Below are 14,312 nucleotides of genomic sequence, written 5' to 3' on the forward strand. Positions count from 1 at the left end.
CCTCGGGTCCGAGCCGCTCGAGCAGCAGCGCGCGGCGCGCGGGGTCGGCCCGGACGAGGCGCGCGGCTCCGTCACCGTGCCAGTGCTGCAGGGCCAGATGCTCGTGTGCGGATTCGTCGTCGGGGAATCCGAGTTTGAGGACGACCGGCCGGCCGGAGGTGTCCCGAACCGGTAGGACCAGCGAACAGGTGCCGTGGGTCGGCTCACCGTCCGCGGTGAGCCGCCATTCGCCGACGATCTGCGATGCCAGGCGGGGCAGATCGTCGACCCACGCGGCCCACCGCGCGCCGCGCTCGGCCATCGCCTGCACCCCGGGCGGCAGTGGTGCGTTCAACAGCAGTCTCCGTTCGATGGGACGTGGTCAGGTCGACGGTGCGCCGGTCGATCCGCGCACCACCAGGTGGGTCGGCAGCACACTCGCGGACGCCTCGGCGACCCCTTCGTAGACCTGCCGCCCGAGCATCTCGATGGCCCGGGCGCCCGCATCCTCGGTGCGTTCGGCGAGGGTGGTCAGGGTTGGTGTGCACAGGTCGGAGCCGAAGATGTTGTCGAAACCGACCACACTCACGCGGTCGGGGACGGCGATGTTCCGTTCCCGGAGTCGCTGCAGTACCCCGATCGCGAGCATGTCGTTGTGGCACACGACTGCGCTCGCTCCGGCGGCGACCGCCGCGTCGGCCGCGGCGCCGCCACCGCTCATGGTCGGGGAGTACGGACCGAAGCGGCGCACGTCCATGTCGCGCGTCTGCGCCGCGGCGTGCAGGCCCAGCCAGCGGCGGGCACCGGACCACGATTCGGGAGGGCCACCGAGAAAGATCACGGACCGGTGGCCGAAGGACGCGAGGTGGTCGATGATCTGGCGGGTGCCGGAGTCGTAATCGGCTACCGCACAAGAGAACCCGCGTACCGCTCGATTCACCAGGGTGATCGCGTTCAGTTCGGCGGCGCGCCGCAGGTCGTCGTCGGGCATGCGGGAGGCGCTGAGCACGAACCCGTCGACCGCCGGTCCGAGTCGCTGCACCAGCTGCTGTTCGGTGGCCGCGCTCTCCTGGGTGTCACCGAGGACCAGGGTGCGTCCGGCCGTCGCGGCCGCGCGTTCGGCGCCTTTGATCACGCCGGCGAAATAGGGGTTGGTGATGTCCGGCACGAGCAGCGCGAGGGTGTTGGTGCGCCCCGACTCGAGCGCGCGTGCCATCGGATTCGGCGAGTAGCCGAGTTCCGCGGCGACCGCGAGCACGTGCTCGCGGGTCCGGGAATTGACGCGGTTCGGGTTCGTGAACGACCGGGAGACGGTCGACGCCGCGACGCCGGACGCCCGCGCCACGTCGGTGATGGTGGCGCGTTTGCGGAGGTGCGGACGCGGCGGATCGGAAGCCATGCGTCGAGTATGGCAAAGAATGGCAAACGATTGCCGTGTGACTGCGGACACCTTTACCGTCGAATGCGACCCCACCGACGTGACCGACGGAAGCAGTGCCATGACAGAAACGACAACCGGGCAGCGGACGCCCCGCTAAGCGGCGATCGCCGCCTGGAGCGGCAGCGCACTCGAGTACTACGACCTCGCGATCTACGGCACGGCCGCCGCGCTCGTCTTCCCCACCATCTTCTTCCCCGAAGGCAACCAGGCCGTCGCCACCGTCGCCTCCCTCGCGACGTTCGGTGTCGCCTACGTCGCCCGGCCGTTCGGGTCGTTCCTCATGGGACACATCGGCGACCGCTTCGGACGCAAACAGATCCTGATCGGCACCCTCCTGCTGATGGGCGTCGCGACCTTCCTCATCGGCTGCCTGCCCACCTACGACCAGGTCGGGATGCTCGCGCCCGCGCTCCTCGTCACCCTCCGCCTCCTGCAGGGCCTGTCGGCCGCAGGCGAACAGGCCGGCGCCAACTCGATGTCCTTCGAGCACGCCCCGGACAACCGGCGCGGCTTCTTCACCAGCTGGACCCTCAGCGGCACCCAAGGCGGTCAAGTGCTCGCGCCGCTGGTGTTCCTGCCGATCATCGCCGTGCTGTCCGACGAACAACTCCACGCGTGGGGCTGGCGCATCCCGTTCTGGATCAGCGCGGTGCTGCTGGTCGTCGGATTCATCATCCGCCGCAGCCTCGAGGAAACCCCGGAGTTCCGCAGCGAGAAGAATCAGGACGAGGTTCCGCCCGCACCGCTGACCCTGCTGTTCCGCCACCACTGGCGCGGCGTCCTGCGCGTGTTCTTCGCATCGTTCATCGCCATGGTCAACACCGTCTTCCAGGTGTTCGCGCTGAACTTCGCGACCGCCGACGAATACGGCATCGGCATCAGCTCCACCACCATGCTGTGGCTCGCGATCATCGCAAACGTCATCGCGGTCGGCACCATCCCGCTGTGGGCGCGGCTCTCCGACCGGATCGGCCGCAAACCCGTCTTCCTGACCGGACTGGCCGGGACCGCCGTGATGGTGACCGTATTCCTGTGGTCGATCTCCATCGGCAACGTCGCGCTCGTCCTCGTCACCGGAATCCTGCTCGCCGGCGTCGTCTACTCCATGCCCAACGCGGTCTGGCCCGCCACCTACGCCGAGTACTTCCCGACCAGCGTCCGCCTGTCCGGCATGGCCGTCGGCACCCAGTTCGGGTTCGCGCTCGCCGGATTCACCCCCGCCATCGCCGGGGCACTGATGGGCGGCAACGCCGACAACTGGTACCGCGTGGCGCTGTTCGCGCTCGGCGCCGTCGTGATCTGCGCCATCGCCGTGCTCACCGGACCGAACGCCACCCACAAGGTGCCCACCCACGAGGTCGGCCTGGCCCACCGCGCCACGAGCACCACCCGCACACCGGCCGGGGTCGCACGATGACCGGCCGACCCACCATCGCCGTCGTCAACGGACCCAACCTCAACCTGCTCGGCAGCCGCGAACCCGCCCTCTACGGCACCGACACCCTCGCCGACGTCGACACCCTGTGCACCCGCACCGCCGACGACCACGGCTTCGACATCGACTTCCGCCAGTCCAACCACGAAGGCGAGCTCATCGACTTCATCCACGAAGTGCGGGAGACCGCCGCCGGATTCGTGGTCAACGCCGGCGCCTACACCCACACCTCGATCGCCCTGCACGACGCGCTCGTCACCACGACCGCACCCATCGTCGAAGTGCACCTCACCAACGTCCACGCCCGCGAACCCTTCCGGCACACCTCGTACATCACCCCCGTCGCGACCGCCGTCATCGCCGGATGTGGACCCGCCGGATACGCCTTCGCCGTCATCCACCTGGCCCGCCTCGCCGCCCGAACCGAGGAACTCCACCATGCCCACTGATCCCGCATCCACCGGCCTCGACCGCACCTCCGTCACCCTCGGCCTCATCGGAGCCGGCATCGGCGGATCCCTCACCCCCGCCATGCAGGAACACGAAGGCCTCGCCTCCGGCCTGAACCTCACCTACCGCCTCATCGACGCCGACCAGATCGGATTCGACGCCGACGACCTCCCCGAGGTGCTCCACTGGGCACAGACCCTCGGCTTCGGCGGACTCAACATCACCCACCCGTTCAAACAACGCGTGATACCGCTGCTCGACGAACTCTCCGACGACGCCCACGACCTCGGTGCCGTCAACACCGTCGTCCTGCGCGACGGGAAGGTGCTCGGACGCAACACCGACTGGTCCGGATGGGGACGCGCCTTCCGCCGCGCCCTGCCCGACGCCGTCACCGACCGTGCCGTCCTCGTCGGGGCGGGCGGCGCCGGCTCCGCCGTCGCCTACGCACTGCTCGACCAGGGCGCGGCACACGTGTCGATCGTCGACGTCGACACCGACAAGGCGCAGCACTGCGCGACCCGACTCGCCAAACGCTTCGGCGACGACCGCATCACCGCGACCGCCGACCTCGCCGGTGCACTCGCCGACGCACGAGGCCTGGTCAACGCGACCCCCACCGGCATGACCGGCCACCCCGGACTGCCCGTCCCCGCCGACCTCGTCCGCGACGACCTGTGGGTCTCCGACGTCGTGTACTTCCCGCTCGAGACCGAACTGATCGCTCTGGCCCGCTCCCGCGGATGCCGCGTCGTCCCCGGCGGCGGCATGGCCGTATTCCAGGCGGTCGGGGCATTCGAATACTTCACCGGACACACCCCCGACGCCGACCGGATGCTCCGCCACTTCGAGGAGTTGACCCGCTGATGCACCGTGGAATCGCGACCGTGTCCCTGTCCGGGATTCTCGAGGAGAAACTCACCGCGATCGCCGCGGCCGGGTTCGACGGCGTCGAAATCTTCGACAACGATCTCGTGGCGTCGCCGATTCCGCCGCGGGAGATCGCCCGACGCTGCGCGGACCTGGGCCTGACGATCGACCTGTTCCAACCAGTGCGGGACGTCGAAGGTGTCGACCCCGCACGCTTCGCCGCCGTCCTGCACCGGGTGAACCGCAAACTCGAGGTCGCGGCGGAACTCGGCGCCGGCACGATCCTCGCCTGTTCCAACACGCTCCCCGACGCCATCGACGATCCCGACCTGTCGGCCGAGCAACTGCACGCGGTCGGCGAACTCGCCGCATCCCACGGGATCACGGTGGCCTACGAAGCGTTGGCCTGGGGCAGACACGTCGACCGGGTCGGTCAGGCCTGGGCAGCGGTGGTCCGAACCGGCCACCCGGCGATCACACTCGCCGTGGACACCTTCCACATGCTCGCGCGCGGCGACGACGGTTCGGCCCTCGCCGGCATCCCCGGTGATCGGATCGGCTTCCTACAGGTAGCCGACGCACCCCTGCTCGACATGGGTGTCCTCGAATGGAGCAGACACTTCCGGTGTTTCCCCGGCCAGGGAACACTCGACGTCGCCGGGGTCGTGGCGGCCGCACTCGAGGCAGGCTATCGAGGACCGTTGTCCCTCGAGATCTTCAGCGACGTCGTGCGCGAAGCAGATCCGTTCGTCACCGCCCGTGACGGGTTCCGGTCGTTGGTGTTCCTCGAAGACCAACTCGGTGCCCGCCTGTCCGGACCCGCCCGGCAGCAGGTCACCGTCGCACCGCCGGCGCCGCAACGCACCGACGTCGCCTTCGTCGAACTCACCGACCCCACCGGATCAACCTATCGGCCACTGCTGACCGGGCTGGGTTTTCACATCGTGGGCAGGCACCGCACCAAACCCGTCGTGTGGTGGCGCAACGGCGCCGCCGATGTGGTGCTCAACCAAGCACCGGCCACCGGACCCGCCGCGACCGCGTTCGGGTTGGTCGCGCCACCGGTCGCCGACGTCGCCGAGCGTGCCGCGGCACTACTGTGGCCCGCCGTCGACAAGACCCGCGGTGCGGGGGAGGCCGATCTGCCGGGGATCACCTCGCCGTCCGGCCTGCACGTGTTCGTCAGCGCCGAACCCGGGGACACCGACGACTGGCGCCCCGACTTCCTTCCGGTGGACAGCGCAGCGGTGGAGAGCGGGCAGGATGGCGGGTGGCTCGGCCTCGACCACATCGACGTCGCGGTCTCCGCCGACCAGTTCAACGAAGAACTCTCGTTCTTCCGCACCCTTTTCGGTCTGCACCCGGTGAGCACCGAGGAGTACATCCAACCCGAGGGTCGGTTGCGCATCCGCGCACTCCGCGCGGACCGAGGCGACGTGCGGATCGCCCTGACAGTGTCCGACGGCACACACCAGCACGGCATCACGCAGTTGGCGTTCGCGACATGCGATGTCGTCGACGCGGTGCGGCGTATCCGCGCGAACGGCCTCGAACTGCTCTCACCACCGGACAACTACTACGCGGATCTCGATGCGCGTTTCGCCCTCGACCCCGACCTGCTCGCGCTCCTGCGCACACACGACCTGCTCTACGACCGCAACGACACCGGAGAGTTGCTGCACGCCTACACCCTTCCGGTGGCAGGCGGCTTCCAGGTGGAAATTCTGGAACGTCGCGGCGGGTACGACGGATACGGATCGGCGAACACCCACGTGCGGCTCGCCGCGGCTCGCGGTCGTTGACGTGCCCGGCGCTGGTTGCCGTCCGATCATCGGGTGCCCCGCCGCGGTAGGCTCGATGATCCGACGTTCTCCTCCGAAACGACGCTGATGACCGGACGCGAGGCTCACACAGGTGTCGGCGGTGGTATCGAACCCGGTGCTGCCGCTCGCACATTGGTGGCCGCAGTCGCCGACCGCTCGGTCACCCATCATGCCGAGATCACACAATCCATGATCGCCCGGCTCAGCTCCGAGATCCCCACGATGGCCGCCGACGGTTCGGCCCGGAACATGCTCGAGGAGGCCGCCGCGACCGGCGTCGCCATGATCACCCGGTTCCTGCGCGACGACCTCGACGAAGTCGAGATCCCCGCAGCGTCGCTCGGTATCGTCCGAATGCTCGCCCGGCAAGGGCTCCCGGTCTCGGCGGTGGATCGGAGCAATCGCCTCGCACAGGACACCGTCCTCCGGTGGTGCCTCGAGGCACTCGCGACGCTCAGCGACGACGCACCAGCGGTCATGGAGGCGGGCGTCATGATTCTGACGAAGCTGTCCACCGGGATCGACGGGGCATCCCAGCGACTGCTCGCGGTATACGAGTCCGAACGCGACACGTGGCTCTACCACCGCACCGCGTCACGGTCGGCGCGGATCCAAGACATCCTCGCGGGCCGCCCGATCGGGGTTGCGGATGTCGAAACCACACTCGGCTACCGGCTCGGTCAGTATCACCTCGGTGTGATCATCTGGACCGAGGACACGACGTCGGGCAACAACGCACTGACCGAACTCGAACACGCGGTGACCACCCTGGCGGAGTACTTCGGGGCGGGCAGTCGCGTGTTGTTCGAACCGCCCGACGAGCACACGAGCTGGGCATGGATTCCACTCGGAGCGGTCCATGAGGTCGATCTCGCGGGGCTGCCATCGATCGTCGCGGGCTGGGAGCGCCCGTTCATCGTTGCGCTCGGCGCCCCGCAGGACGGGGTCGGCGGGTTCGTCCGCACCCACCGGCAGGCCGCTCAGGCTAAATCGGTAGCGCAGGCCTCACAGATGCCGGGACCGCGGTGCGTTCCGATCACCTCGGTCGGTGCCGTGGCGTTGATGTGCGACGACCTCGGCTCGGCCAAATCGTGGGTCGAAGACATCCTGGGACCGCTTGCGGCAGACGAGCCGACGGCCGCGCAGCTCCGCCACACCCTGTACGAGTTCCTTTCGAGCGGGGGCAGTTTCACCGCCACCGCAACCCAACTGCACATGCACCGAAACTCCGTCGGCTACCGGATCCACAAGGCCGAGGAGCTACTCGGCCGCAGCGTGCGCGAACGACGGCTCGACCTCGAGAATGCCCTGGCACTGTGCCACTGGCTCGGTTCCGCCGTGCTGGCCTCGCCGGCCGAGAATCCCGCACCGCCCCGGTGATCGGCAGGCCGCGGCGTGCACGCCGAGGCGTGCACTGTGCGGACGGCCCAGAGATCCACCGGATTCTGTGTGCTGAGCGCCCGATGGTTTCGGGCAGGCGGACACCTACCGTCGAAACAGGTGAAGGACCGGACAATGCCGCCATCACCCGATGACGAAGACGCAGTCGACGCCGTGCCGATCCGGCTGCGACTCGCACACTCTCCGTATCGCGGAAAGGATCTCGATGGCCGCCTACCTCGACACCGGTGGACCAGGTTCCATGACTCGCACCGCCCTGACAATCCTGCGTTGCGTGGACTGTGACACTCTTCTCGGACCCCAGACGTCGACATGCTCGTCGTGCGGAAGCACGGAACTCGAGTCGGTGTGTTGTTCGGGTGCGGGCTCCATCGTGGCCTGGAAAGTGCTGTACCACGACGTGCACGGGCGACGCTGCGAGCAGGAGCCGTTCACGATCGCGATCGTCGAACTCGACGACGGGCCGTGGGTCTATTCGAAGATCGAGGGTGTGTTTCCCGACCGTGCCGACGCGCCGGTTCGTGTCGAGTTCCGGTCTGCGCTCTCCACCGACCGGTTCCCCGTTTTCGGAGTCTGCGCCGCCTGACGTGGAGCCGGGCCCGGGTGCCGCTCGGCCGGTCGCGCCGACTATTGCGCCGGAGGTTGCTTCTCCGGATCGGTGCGCTGAGTGCTTTCGGCGATGTCCTGGGCCCGGGCTGCCCGGACGCCCGCGAGCTCGGAACGTAGCCCGGTGACTTCGGAACGCAGTTCGGTGACTTCGGCACGTAGTTCGGCGGATTCGGCACGCAGCTCGTCTCCGCGGTTGCGGGCGGCGGATTCGGCGGCCTGCGCGGCAGCAGCGGTGATGCGAGCATGTTCGAGGGCGTCTCGCAGCTCGGCGATCCGGGTGCGTTCGGTGTCGAGGTCCGTGCGAATCCGGGTCGCGGTGGCGGTGCGCTGGTCGACGTCGGCCTGCGTTCGCGCCAGATCGGCCTGTGTTCGCGCCAGATCGGTGTGGGCGCGTGTGAGTTCGGCGCGCAGTGCGTCTCGATCCGCGGTGACGTCGGTGACGTGCTGCTTCTGCGCGGCGATCGTCTCCTGCAGGTCGGTGGTCACGCGGGTGTGCTCGGCCGCTGCGTCGTCGAGTTGTGTGCGCCACCGATCCAGGGTTGCGACGTGGCGGTCCTTCAGCCCGGCCAGTTCGTTCTCGTGCGCGACCTGCAGTTGGTGCATTCGTTCGCTGTGCGCTGCACGGGCCTCGGCGAGTTCCGCATCGACCGCGTCGACCGCGGCGTCGGCGTTCTCTCGGTCCTCGGTGGCCTGAGCCAGTTGTTCGCGCAGACGCATGATCTTCGCGTCCGCGTCGGCCTTGACTTTCGCGAGTTCGGTCGACGCCTTGGTCAGCTGCGCCTCGAGTGCCGCGGGGTCGGTGAGTTTGTCGATGGCGGCGGTGATCTGCGCCGCAACCGCCGTGTACTGCTCGAGGCTCGCCGCGGTCAGTGTGCGTAGCGACGACACCGCCGCGCTGAGGTTGGCGGCGCCTTCGCTCGGGTCTGCTGGGTGAGTCAGCTCGGCGAGCTGCGCCGATTCTTTGCGCTGCCGTTCGCGTTCGCGGTGAGCACGCACCCGATCGGCGGGGGAGGCGTATTTACGCGGCCTGCCGACGCGCGGCGTGGACGCGTCGGCGCTGTCGTTCTCGTTCATTTTCGGCCTCTCGGACTCGATCGCGGTATCAATAAGATTACATGAATAGAAACGTAACACGTAATGAAACGAAACAAAATAATAGTGAGTCATAAAACCGCAGGTAGAAGCAGTGTCGAGATCGCCTTCTCGGGATCGCAGACGGATCGACTCGAGAACGTCCATCAAAGCATCATGACATGCGCATAGCACCATGAAATGGTGCTGATCGTCATAATTTCCTCTTATGACGATCAGACGCGGAGGTGACCCCGAAAACTGGGTAGGGGACCGTCGCGCAGTGCGCGACCGGGTGTCAACGGAACAGGTGCAGGTCGGGCCACGGTGGCCGCCGCAGAATCGCGAGAGTTCCGATCGTGGCGGCCACCAGCCCGATCAGCTCACCCAGCAACGCGATGCGCGTCGCGTCGACCGCCGCCTCCCAGCGGACCTCGCCGTCACGGACGACGAACACCCCGAGCGGTTTCGGAACCGGTGTCGCATCGGCTCGGGGGAACCATCCACGCCGGAAGGTGGTCACCGTGATGATCGTGGTGCCGTCCGGTGTTTCGTACGGCTCGCTGTAGACCCGGGCGGCGCCGGTCGGTGCCGAATCGGTGATCGCGCGGATGGTCATGAGCCGTCTCCTGGACGATGGGATCGATCCTCGTTGACACGCCGGTTCATCCTCGCATGTCAGAGTGCCGTGCGGTTGCCGATACGGTGCGAGGAACCGGCCGCGCCGGCCGCCGTCCACACCGACCAAGGAGCGTCACAGTGACGAAAGAAATCGACATTGTGGCCGGTGGCCTGGAGCCTTCCGCTCCGACACTTCCGGACGGTGCAGCCGATGCGATGCGCAGACTGCGGGACAAGGCATCCTCCGACAACACCCGCGCGGCGCACACCGCGGACTGGGGCAAGTTCGTCCGCTGGTGCGACGCGTCCGGGAACACTCCGCTGCCGTCCTCACCGGAACTGCTCGGCTGGTACCTCACCGAGAAGTCGGAGGAGCTTCGACCCGACGGACGCTGGGCGTACGCGCCGGCGACCCTGGCGCGGTGGGTCGCGACGATCAACAAGGTCCACGCGCTCGCCGGCTTGCCCGCCCCGGGCCGGAACGACACCGTTCGCGACATTCTGCGAGGAATCCGGCGGACCCGCTCGACCCGCACCGCCCGGCGCACCCCGCTGTTGACCGACGACGTCCGGGCGGTCGTGGGAACCATGCGCGGTGCGGCAGCGGGGTTCGCCGACCGTGCCGCCGAACGCCGGGATTCGGCGCTGCTGCTCATGGGACTGGCCGGTGCGCTACGGCGGTCCGAACTGTGCGGACTCGTGGTATCCGACGTGGTCGCGCATCGCGCGGACGGCCTGTACGTGACGATCCGGCAGTCCAAGACGGACCGCGATGCCCACGGCCGTGTCGTGACGCTGCCGTACGGGCGTGACCCGCAGACCTGCCCGGTGTGCGCCTACCGTCGTTGGCGCGAGGTCCTCGACGCGTGGGACGACGGCGGCCGGGTGGCCGCCGTGTCGTTCCTCGCCGACACGGCCGATGACCTCGGGGATCATCACTGCCGGGGACTGTCGCTGAACGCACACGACCCGGCGCGGGTTCTGTTCCGGCCGGTGCACCGCAGCGGCTCGATCGGCTCCGGTGCGCTGACGGGGCAGTCGGTGCATTCGATGATCCAGCGCCGGGCCCGGCAGGCCGGGTTCAGCCCGGAACTCGTCGCGACCCTCGGCGGACACAGCCTGCGCGCCGGGTTCGTCACCCAGGCGGTCCGCAACGGAGCCACCACCCAGACGATCATGACGCAGACCGGGCACGCCGACGAGCGGATGGTCGCCGTCTACAGCCGCAATCACGCCGGCCTGGTCGGCAACGCCGTCACCGAACTCGGGCTCTGACCGGGAACCGTCACACAGTGCGTCCCAGCGGTCGCCGCCACCAGGACTCGTCCGCCTCCATCCGGGACCGCAGATGGTCGGCAGCGTCCGCGTTGCGGAACGGCCCGGCGAGCAGATCCGCATACACGTGCGTGGGTGCGACGAAGCGCAGTCCGCCGCGCCGGTCCATGCGGTCGAACACCACCGGTGTCCACGGAATGGCGACGACGACATCCGCGGCGCGGTCGACCGGGCGCAATCCCAGTTCGGCGGCGAACTCGTCGGGATCGTCCGCGTACAGTTCGAGGACATCGGTCGCGGCGTAGTCGGTGGCGCCGAGTCCGGTCAGCGCGTACCCGAGGTCGACGCGCTCGGCGAGGCGGGCCCGCACCGCGTCGAGTCCGTCGGGGGCAGCGAAACTACGTGTGGCACAGGGTTTCCGGTCGATAGCCCAGCCGCGGAGCATCGGTTCCCATTGCACGGAGGTGATGGGGCCGCGGGGGATCCTGCGGATCAGTTCTCGTTCGGTGAGGACTTCGACGACCCGGTAGGTGGCGCCGGTGGATGCGCCGGACAGCGTGATGAGTTCGGGGACGGACACGTCGCCCACGTGGTCGGCGAGCGCCCGCACCACCCGTTCGGACGGCTCACCGGTCAGCACTCCGGACGGTCTGCCCGGCCCGCGCCACGGGTCCGCGTCGGCCCCGCGATTGCGTACCCAGATCGCCGGCCGGGCCGCGACGAGCGTGAGGTTGCCGGTGGCGTCGGCGTAGGAGATGCCGTGCTGGTCGAGTTGGCGGCGCACCGGATCCGACAGGTAGTGCGCGCACACGAAACCGCGGTCGGATTCGGTGAGTTCGGTCGAGATCCGTGCGATGTCGCCGCTGAGTACACCGCGGGAGGTGATGACCGCGTAGGAGACCGAGTCGCCGTCGGGCGCGGTGACGAGGATGCGTTTGGGTGCTTCGGGGGAGCGCGCGCGGTCGGCGGTCACGGACCAGCCGAGGGGCAGGCACGCTTCGAGGCTCGCCACGGCGCGTCGATAGATGTCGATGTGGCGTTCGGGTCGAGGTCCCGCGGTCTCGACAGGCGCACCGGAATCATCCGCAGCAGTCACAACCACCACAGTACTATCTCTGTCCATAACGGAACACCTTGAATTGCAGAATCGAGGGGCGACGTCCGTGTGCCGCAGGCGACACCGACAGGGGAGCGCAGTGGGCGGCGCGAAGCGAATACCCGATGCGATAGCGTCATGACATGAGTGACAGTCTCGGTCGATACGCGTTCATCCAGGCCACGTGGCATCGCACCATCGTCGATCAGGCCAGGGAGGGCTTCGCCGACGAAATGGTCGTGCTGGGCCATTCCCGGGAATCCCTGGAATTCTTCGAGGTTCCCGTTGCTTTCGAGATCCCGCTGCACGCCCGCCGGCTCGCGCAGACCGGTCGGTACGACGGAATCGTGGCGGCCGGCCTGGTGGTGGACGGCGGCATCTACCGTCACGATTTCGTGGCGACCGCCGTCATCGACGGCCTGATGCGGGTTCAGCTCGACACGGGCGTCCCGGTCTTCTCCGTCGTGCTCACCCCGCACCACTTCCACGAGCACGACGAGCACATCGAATACTTCACACGGCATTTCGTCAAGAAGGGCGCGGAGGCAGCGCGTGCGGTCGATGCGACCGTGACGTCGTTGCGTTCGCTGCCGACGGAATAGGCCCGGAACTCGCCCGTTTCCGTGCCGTCCGAGGCCATACTCCGGACGGTACGGAAACTATATATTGTCAGAAGTTTCCACCACGGACCCGGCCCCTTTCATCCTGGAGACCATTCCATGACCCTGCTGTCGACCCGATCCGTTCCGCTGGTGCTCGCGGCGGCAGTCGTCCTGGTGATCGGTGCGGGACCGGTGACCGCCGAGCCCTTCGGCCCCGTGCCTCCGGAAAACCGATTCCTCGGCCCGACGGGCACCGCGACGATGCACGGTGACGCCGAATCCACGGACACCACACCACTATCCGGTCCAGGAACCGGCGCGGTCGACATTCGGCACACCGTCCTGGCCGCGGCATGCCCGACGATCCTGCAGGGTTCCGACGGCATCCCCCAGGCGCTGTGCACGACGATCGCCGGTCGCGTCCCCACCGTGCATCTGCTCGACCCCGCGACCGGAAGCTCGATCGCATCGCTGCCCTTGGCCACCGGAAGCCTCCTCGGCGGTGTGTACGCCTATCTCGACGGCAATGACCGGATAGTCACCGTGGACGGAAGCGGCGAGCTTCTCCGTATCGGCCACGACCGTGGCGGCCCGAACGGTGCATGGCAGTTGTTCGTCGACTCCCGCACGGACATCGCCGGCGCGGTGTCGGGGCACTGTGGGGGAGGGGGCTGCGATCATGTCGCGGCGCTGATGCCGGACCGGCAGGGCCGCGTCTGGTTCGCCACGGACCGCGCTGCCGTCGGCTACGTCGATCCCGGCACCGGCGAGGCCCGATCGATGGTTCCGGCCCCCGGCGAAGCCGTCACCAACAGCATCTCGACGTCCCCGATGGGCGTGGCGGTCACGACCGATCACGCACAGTATCTGTTCGACGTCGACGAAACCGGCGCGCCACAGGTCGTGTGGCGCCGGCCTTACGATCGTGGCCCCGCCCGCAAACCCGGTCAGCTCAGTTGGGGAAGCGGAGCCAGCCCGACGTTCTTCGGTCCGCGGTCGGGCTCCGAGTACCTGGCGATCACCGACAACGCGGTCCCGATCGAGAACGTGATCGTCTATGACACCGCCACCGGCGACGACGTGTGCACGATTCCCGCGATCGACGGAACCGAAAATTCTCCGATCGCATCCGGGAACAGCATCTTCGTCGCCGGCACCTACGGCTACCCGTATCCGGCACTGCCGGCGCATGCCGGGCCGAGCGAACCGCCGACCGCGCCGATGACCGGCGGGATGACCCGCATCGACGTCGATCCCGGTGGCGCCGGCTGCACAAGAACGTGGACCAGTTCGGTCCGCTCGGCGGCGGTGCCGCGGCTGTCGGTTGCCGACGACCGGATCTATACGATCACCCGCGAACCGGCCGTCGCAGGCGGCCCCTCCGGAATCGCCGACAGCTTTCGGTACACGGTCGTCGACGCAACCACGGGCGAGGTCGAGGCGCAGCACGACATCGGTTCGGGCCCGCTCTGGGACACCCTGCAGATGGTCGGCACCATCGCGCCGGGGCAGGTGCACTATCAAGGCACGATGACGGGAATCCTGCGTGTCGAGCCCCGGCGTTGACCGACAGCGCCCGCCAACCGGTTCTGGCGAACAGCTGGCGGAGCCCAACCGGACATGCCCACCATTGATCGGG

General features: G+C 68.3%; 14 protein-coding genes. 9 read left to right on the forward strand and 5 right to left on the reverse strand.

The window, feature by feature from the left end; all coding sequences use genetic code 11:
• Together WAX14_RS21600 and WAX14_RS21605 are read right to left on the reverse strand one after the other, a co-directional pair.
• On the reverse strand, window positions 1–334 hold a 334-nt coding region (locus WAX14_RS21600), incomplete at its 3' end, for an aminoglycoside phosphotransferase family protein (protein WP_422630094.1).
• 27 nt (window positions 335–361) lie between these two features.
• The gene (locus tag WAX14_RS21605) at window positions 362–1,378 is read right to left on the reverse strand and encodes a LacI family DNA-binding transcriptional regulator (RefSeq protein ID WP_422630095.1); all 1,017 of its coding nucleotides are present in this window, start codon (window positions 1,376–1,378) and stop codon (window positions 362–364) included.
• Between the two features lie 145 nt (window positions 1,379–1,523).
• Here WAX14_RS21605 and WAX14_RS21610 point away from each other — a divergent pair, with 145 nt between their 5' ends.
• The 6 genes from WAX14_RS21610 (at window position 1,524) to WAX14_RS21635 (ending at window position 7,985) form a co-directional block, all read left to right on the forward strand.
• Window positions 1,524–2,837, forward strand: coding sequence for an MFS transporter (locus WAX14_RS21610; protein WP_422630126.1), 1,314 nt, complete (start codon window positions 1,524–1,526; stop codon window positions 2,835–2,837).
• The gene (aroQ, locus tag WAX14_RS21615; RefSeq protein WP_422630096.1) at window positions 2,834–3,304 is read left to right on the forward strand and encodes a type II 3-dehydroquinate dehydratase; all 471 of its coding nucleotides are present in this window, start codon (window positions 2,834–2,836) and stop codon (window positions 3,302–3,304) included. Before WAX14_RS21610 ends, aroQ begins: the two co-directional genes overlap by 4 nt.
• On the forward strand, window positions 3,294–4,172 hold the full coding sequence (locus tag WAX14_RS21620) for a shikimate dehydrogenase (protein WP_422630097.1): 879 nt from the start codon (window positions 3,294–3,296) through the stop codon (window positions 4,170–4,172). The genes aroQ and WAX14_RS21620 overlap by 11 nt, the downstream gene beginning before the upstream one ends.
• Window positions 4,172–5,977: a TIM barrel protein gene (locus tag WAX14_RS21625; protein ID WP_422630098.1), complete on the forward strand. Its 1,806-nt coding sequence runs from the start codon at window positions 4,172–4,174 to the stop codon at window positions 5,975–5,977. The genes WAX14_RS21620 and WAX14_RS21625 overlap by 1 nt, the downstream gene beginning before the upstream one ends.
• Window positions 5,978–6,064: 87 nt before the next feature.
• Window positions 6,065–7,378 carry a PucR family transcriptional regulator gene (locus WAX14_RS21630; RefSeq protein WP_422630099.1) on the forward strand — a complete coding sequence of 438 codons (1,314 nt, stop codon included), beginning with the start codon at window positions 6,065–6,067 and terminating at the stop codon, window positions 7,376–7,378.
• A 262-nt stretch (window positions 7,379–7,640) separates the two neighbouring features.
• Complete coding sequence (locus WAX14_RS21635) at window positions 7,641–7,985, forward strand: Zn-ribbon domain-containing OB-fold protein (protein ID WP_422630127.1); 345 nt, start codon at window positions 7,641–7,643, stop codon at window positions 7,983–7,985.
• A gap of 41 nt (window positions 7,986–8,026) precedes the next feature.
• On the opposite strand, the gene WAX14_RS21640 is transcribed toward WAX14_RS21635, so the two are convergent.
• Together WAX14_RS21640 and WAX14_RS21645 are read right to left on the reverse strand one after the other, a co-directional pair.
• Window positions 8,027–9,082 carry a hypothetical protein gene (locus tag WAX14_RS21640; RefSeq protein WP_422630100.1) on the reverse strand — a complete coding sequence of 352 codons (1,056 nt, stop codon included), beginning with the start codon at window positions 9,080–9,082 and terminating at the stop codon, window positions 8,027–8,029.
• Window positions 9,083–9,377: 295 nt separating this feature from the next.
• On the reverse strand, window positions 9,378–9,698 hold the full coding sequence (locus WAX14_RS21645) for a hypothetical protein (RefSeq protein WP_422630101.1): 321 nt from the start codon (window positions 9,696–9,698) through the stop codon (window positions 9,378–9,380).
• A 218-nt stretch (window positions 9,699–9,916) separates the two neighbouring features.
• Here WAX14_RS21645 and WAX14_RS21650 point away from each other — a divergent pair, with 218 nt between their 5' ends.
• Window positions 9,917–10,975, forward strand: coding sequence for a tyrosine-type recombinase/integrase (locus tag WAX14_RS21650; protein WP_422630128.1), 1,059 nt, complete (start codon window positions 9,917–9,919; stop codon window positions 10,973–10,975).
• 10 nt (window positions 10,976–10,985) lie between these two features.
• Here WAX14_RS21650 and WAX14_RS21655 read toward each other — a convergent pair whose 3' ends face one another.
• The gene (locus WAX14_RS21655; protein WP_422630102.1) at window positions 10,986–12,098 is read right to left on the reverse strand and encodes a hypothetical protein; all 1,113 of its coding nucleotides are present in this window, start codon (window positions 12,096–12,098) and stop codon (window positions 10,986–10,988) included.
• A gap of 116 nt (window positions 12,099–12,214) precedes the next feature.
• Between WAX14_RS21655 and WAX14_RS21660 the strand changes: the two genes are divergently transcribed.
• Together WAX14_RS21660 and WAX14_RS21665 are read left to right on the forward strand one after the other, a co-directional pair.
• Complete coding sequence (locus WAX14_RS21660; RefSeq protein ID WP_422630103.1) at window positions 12,215–12,673, forward strand: 6,7-dimethyl-8-ribityllumazine synthase; 459 nt, start codon at window positions 12,215–12,217, stop codon at window positions 12,671–12,673.
• Window positions 12,674–12,790: 117 nt separating this feature from the next.
• A complete protein-coding gene (locus tag WAX14_RS21665) occupies window positions 12,791–14,239 on the forward strand; it encodes a hypothetical protein (RefSeq protein WP_422630104.1) in 1,449 nt (482 codons plus the stop codon).
• Window positions 14,240–14,312: the final 73 nt, after the last annotated feature.

Source organism: Rhodococcus sp. (in: high G+C Gram-positive bacteria), from assembly GCF_049299235.1.
GTDB lineage: Bacteria > Actinomycetota > Actinomycetes > Mycobacteriales > Mycobacteriaceae > Rhodococcus.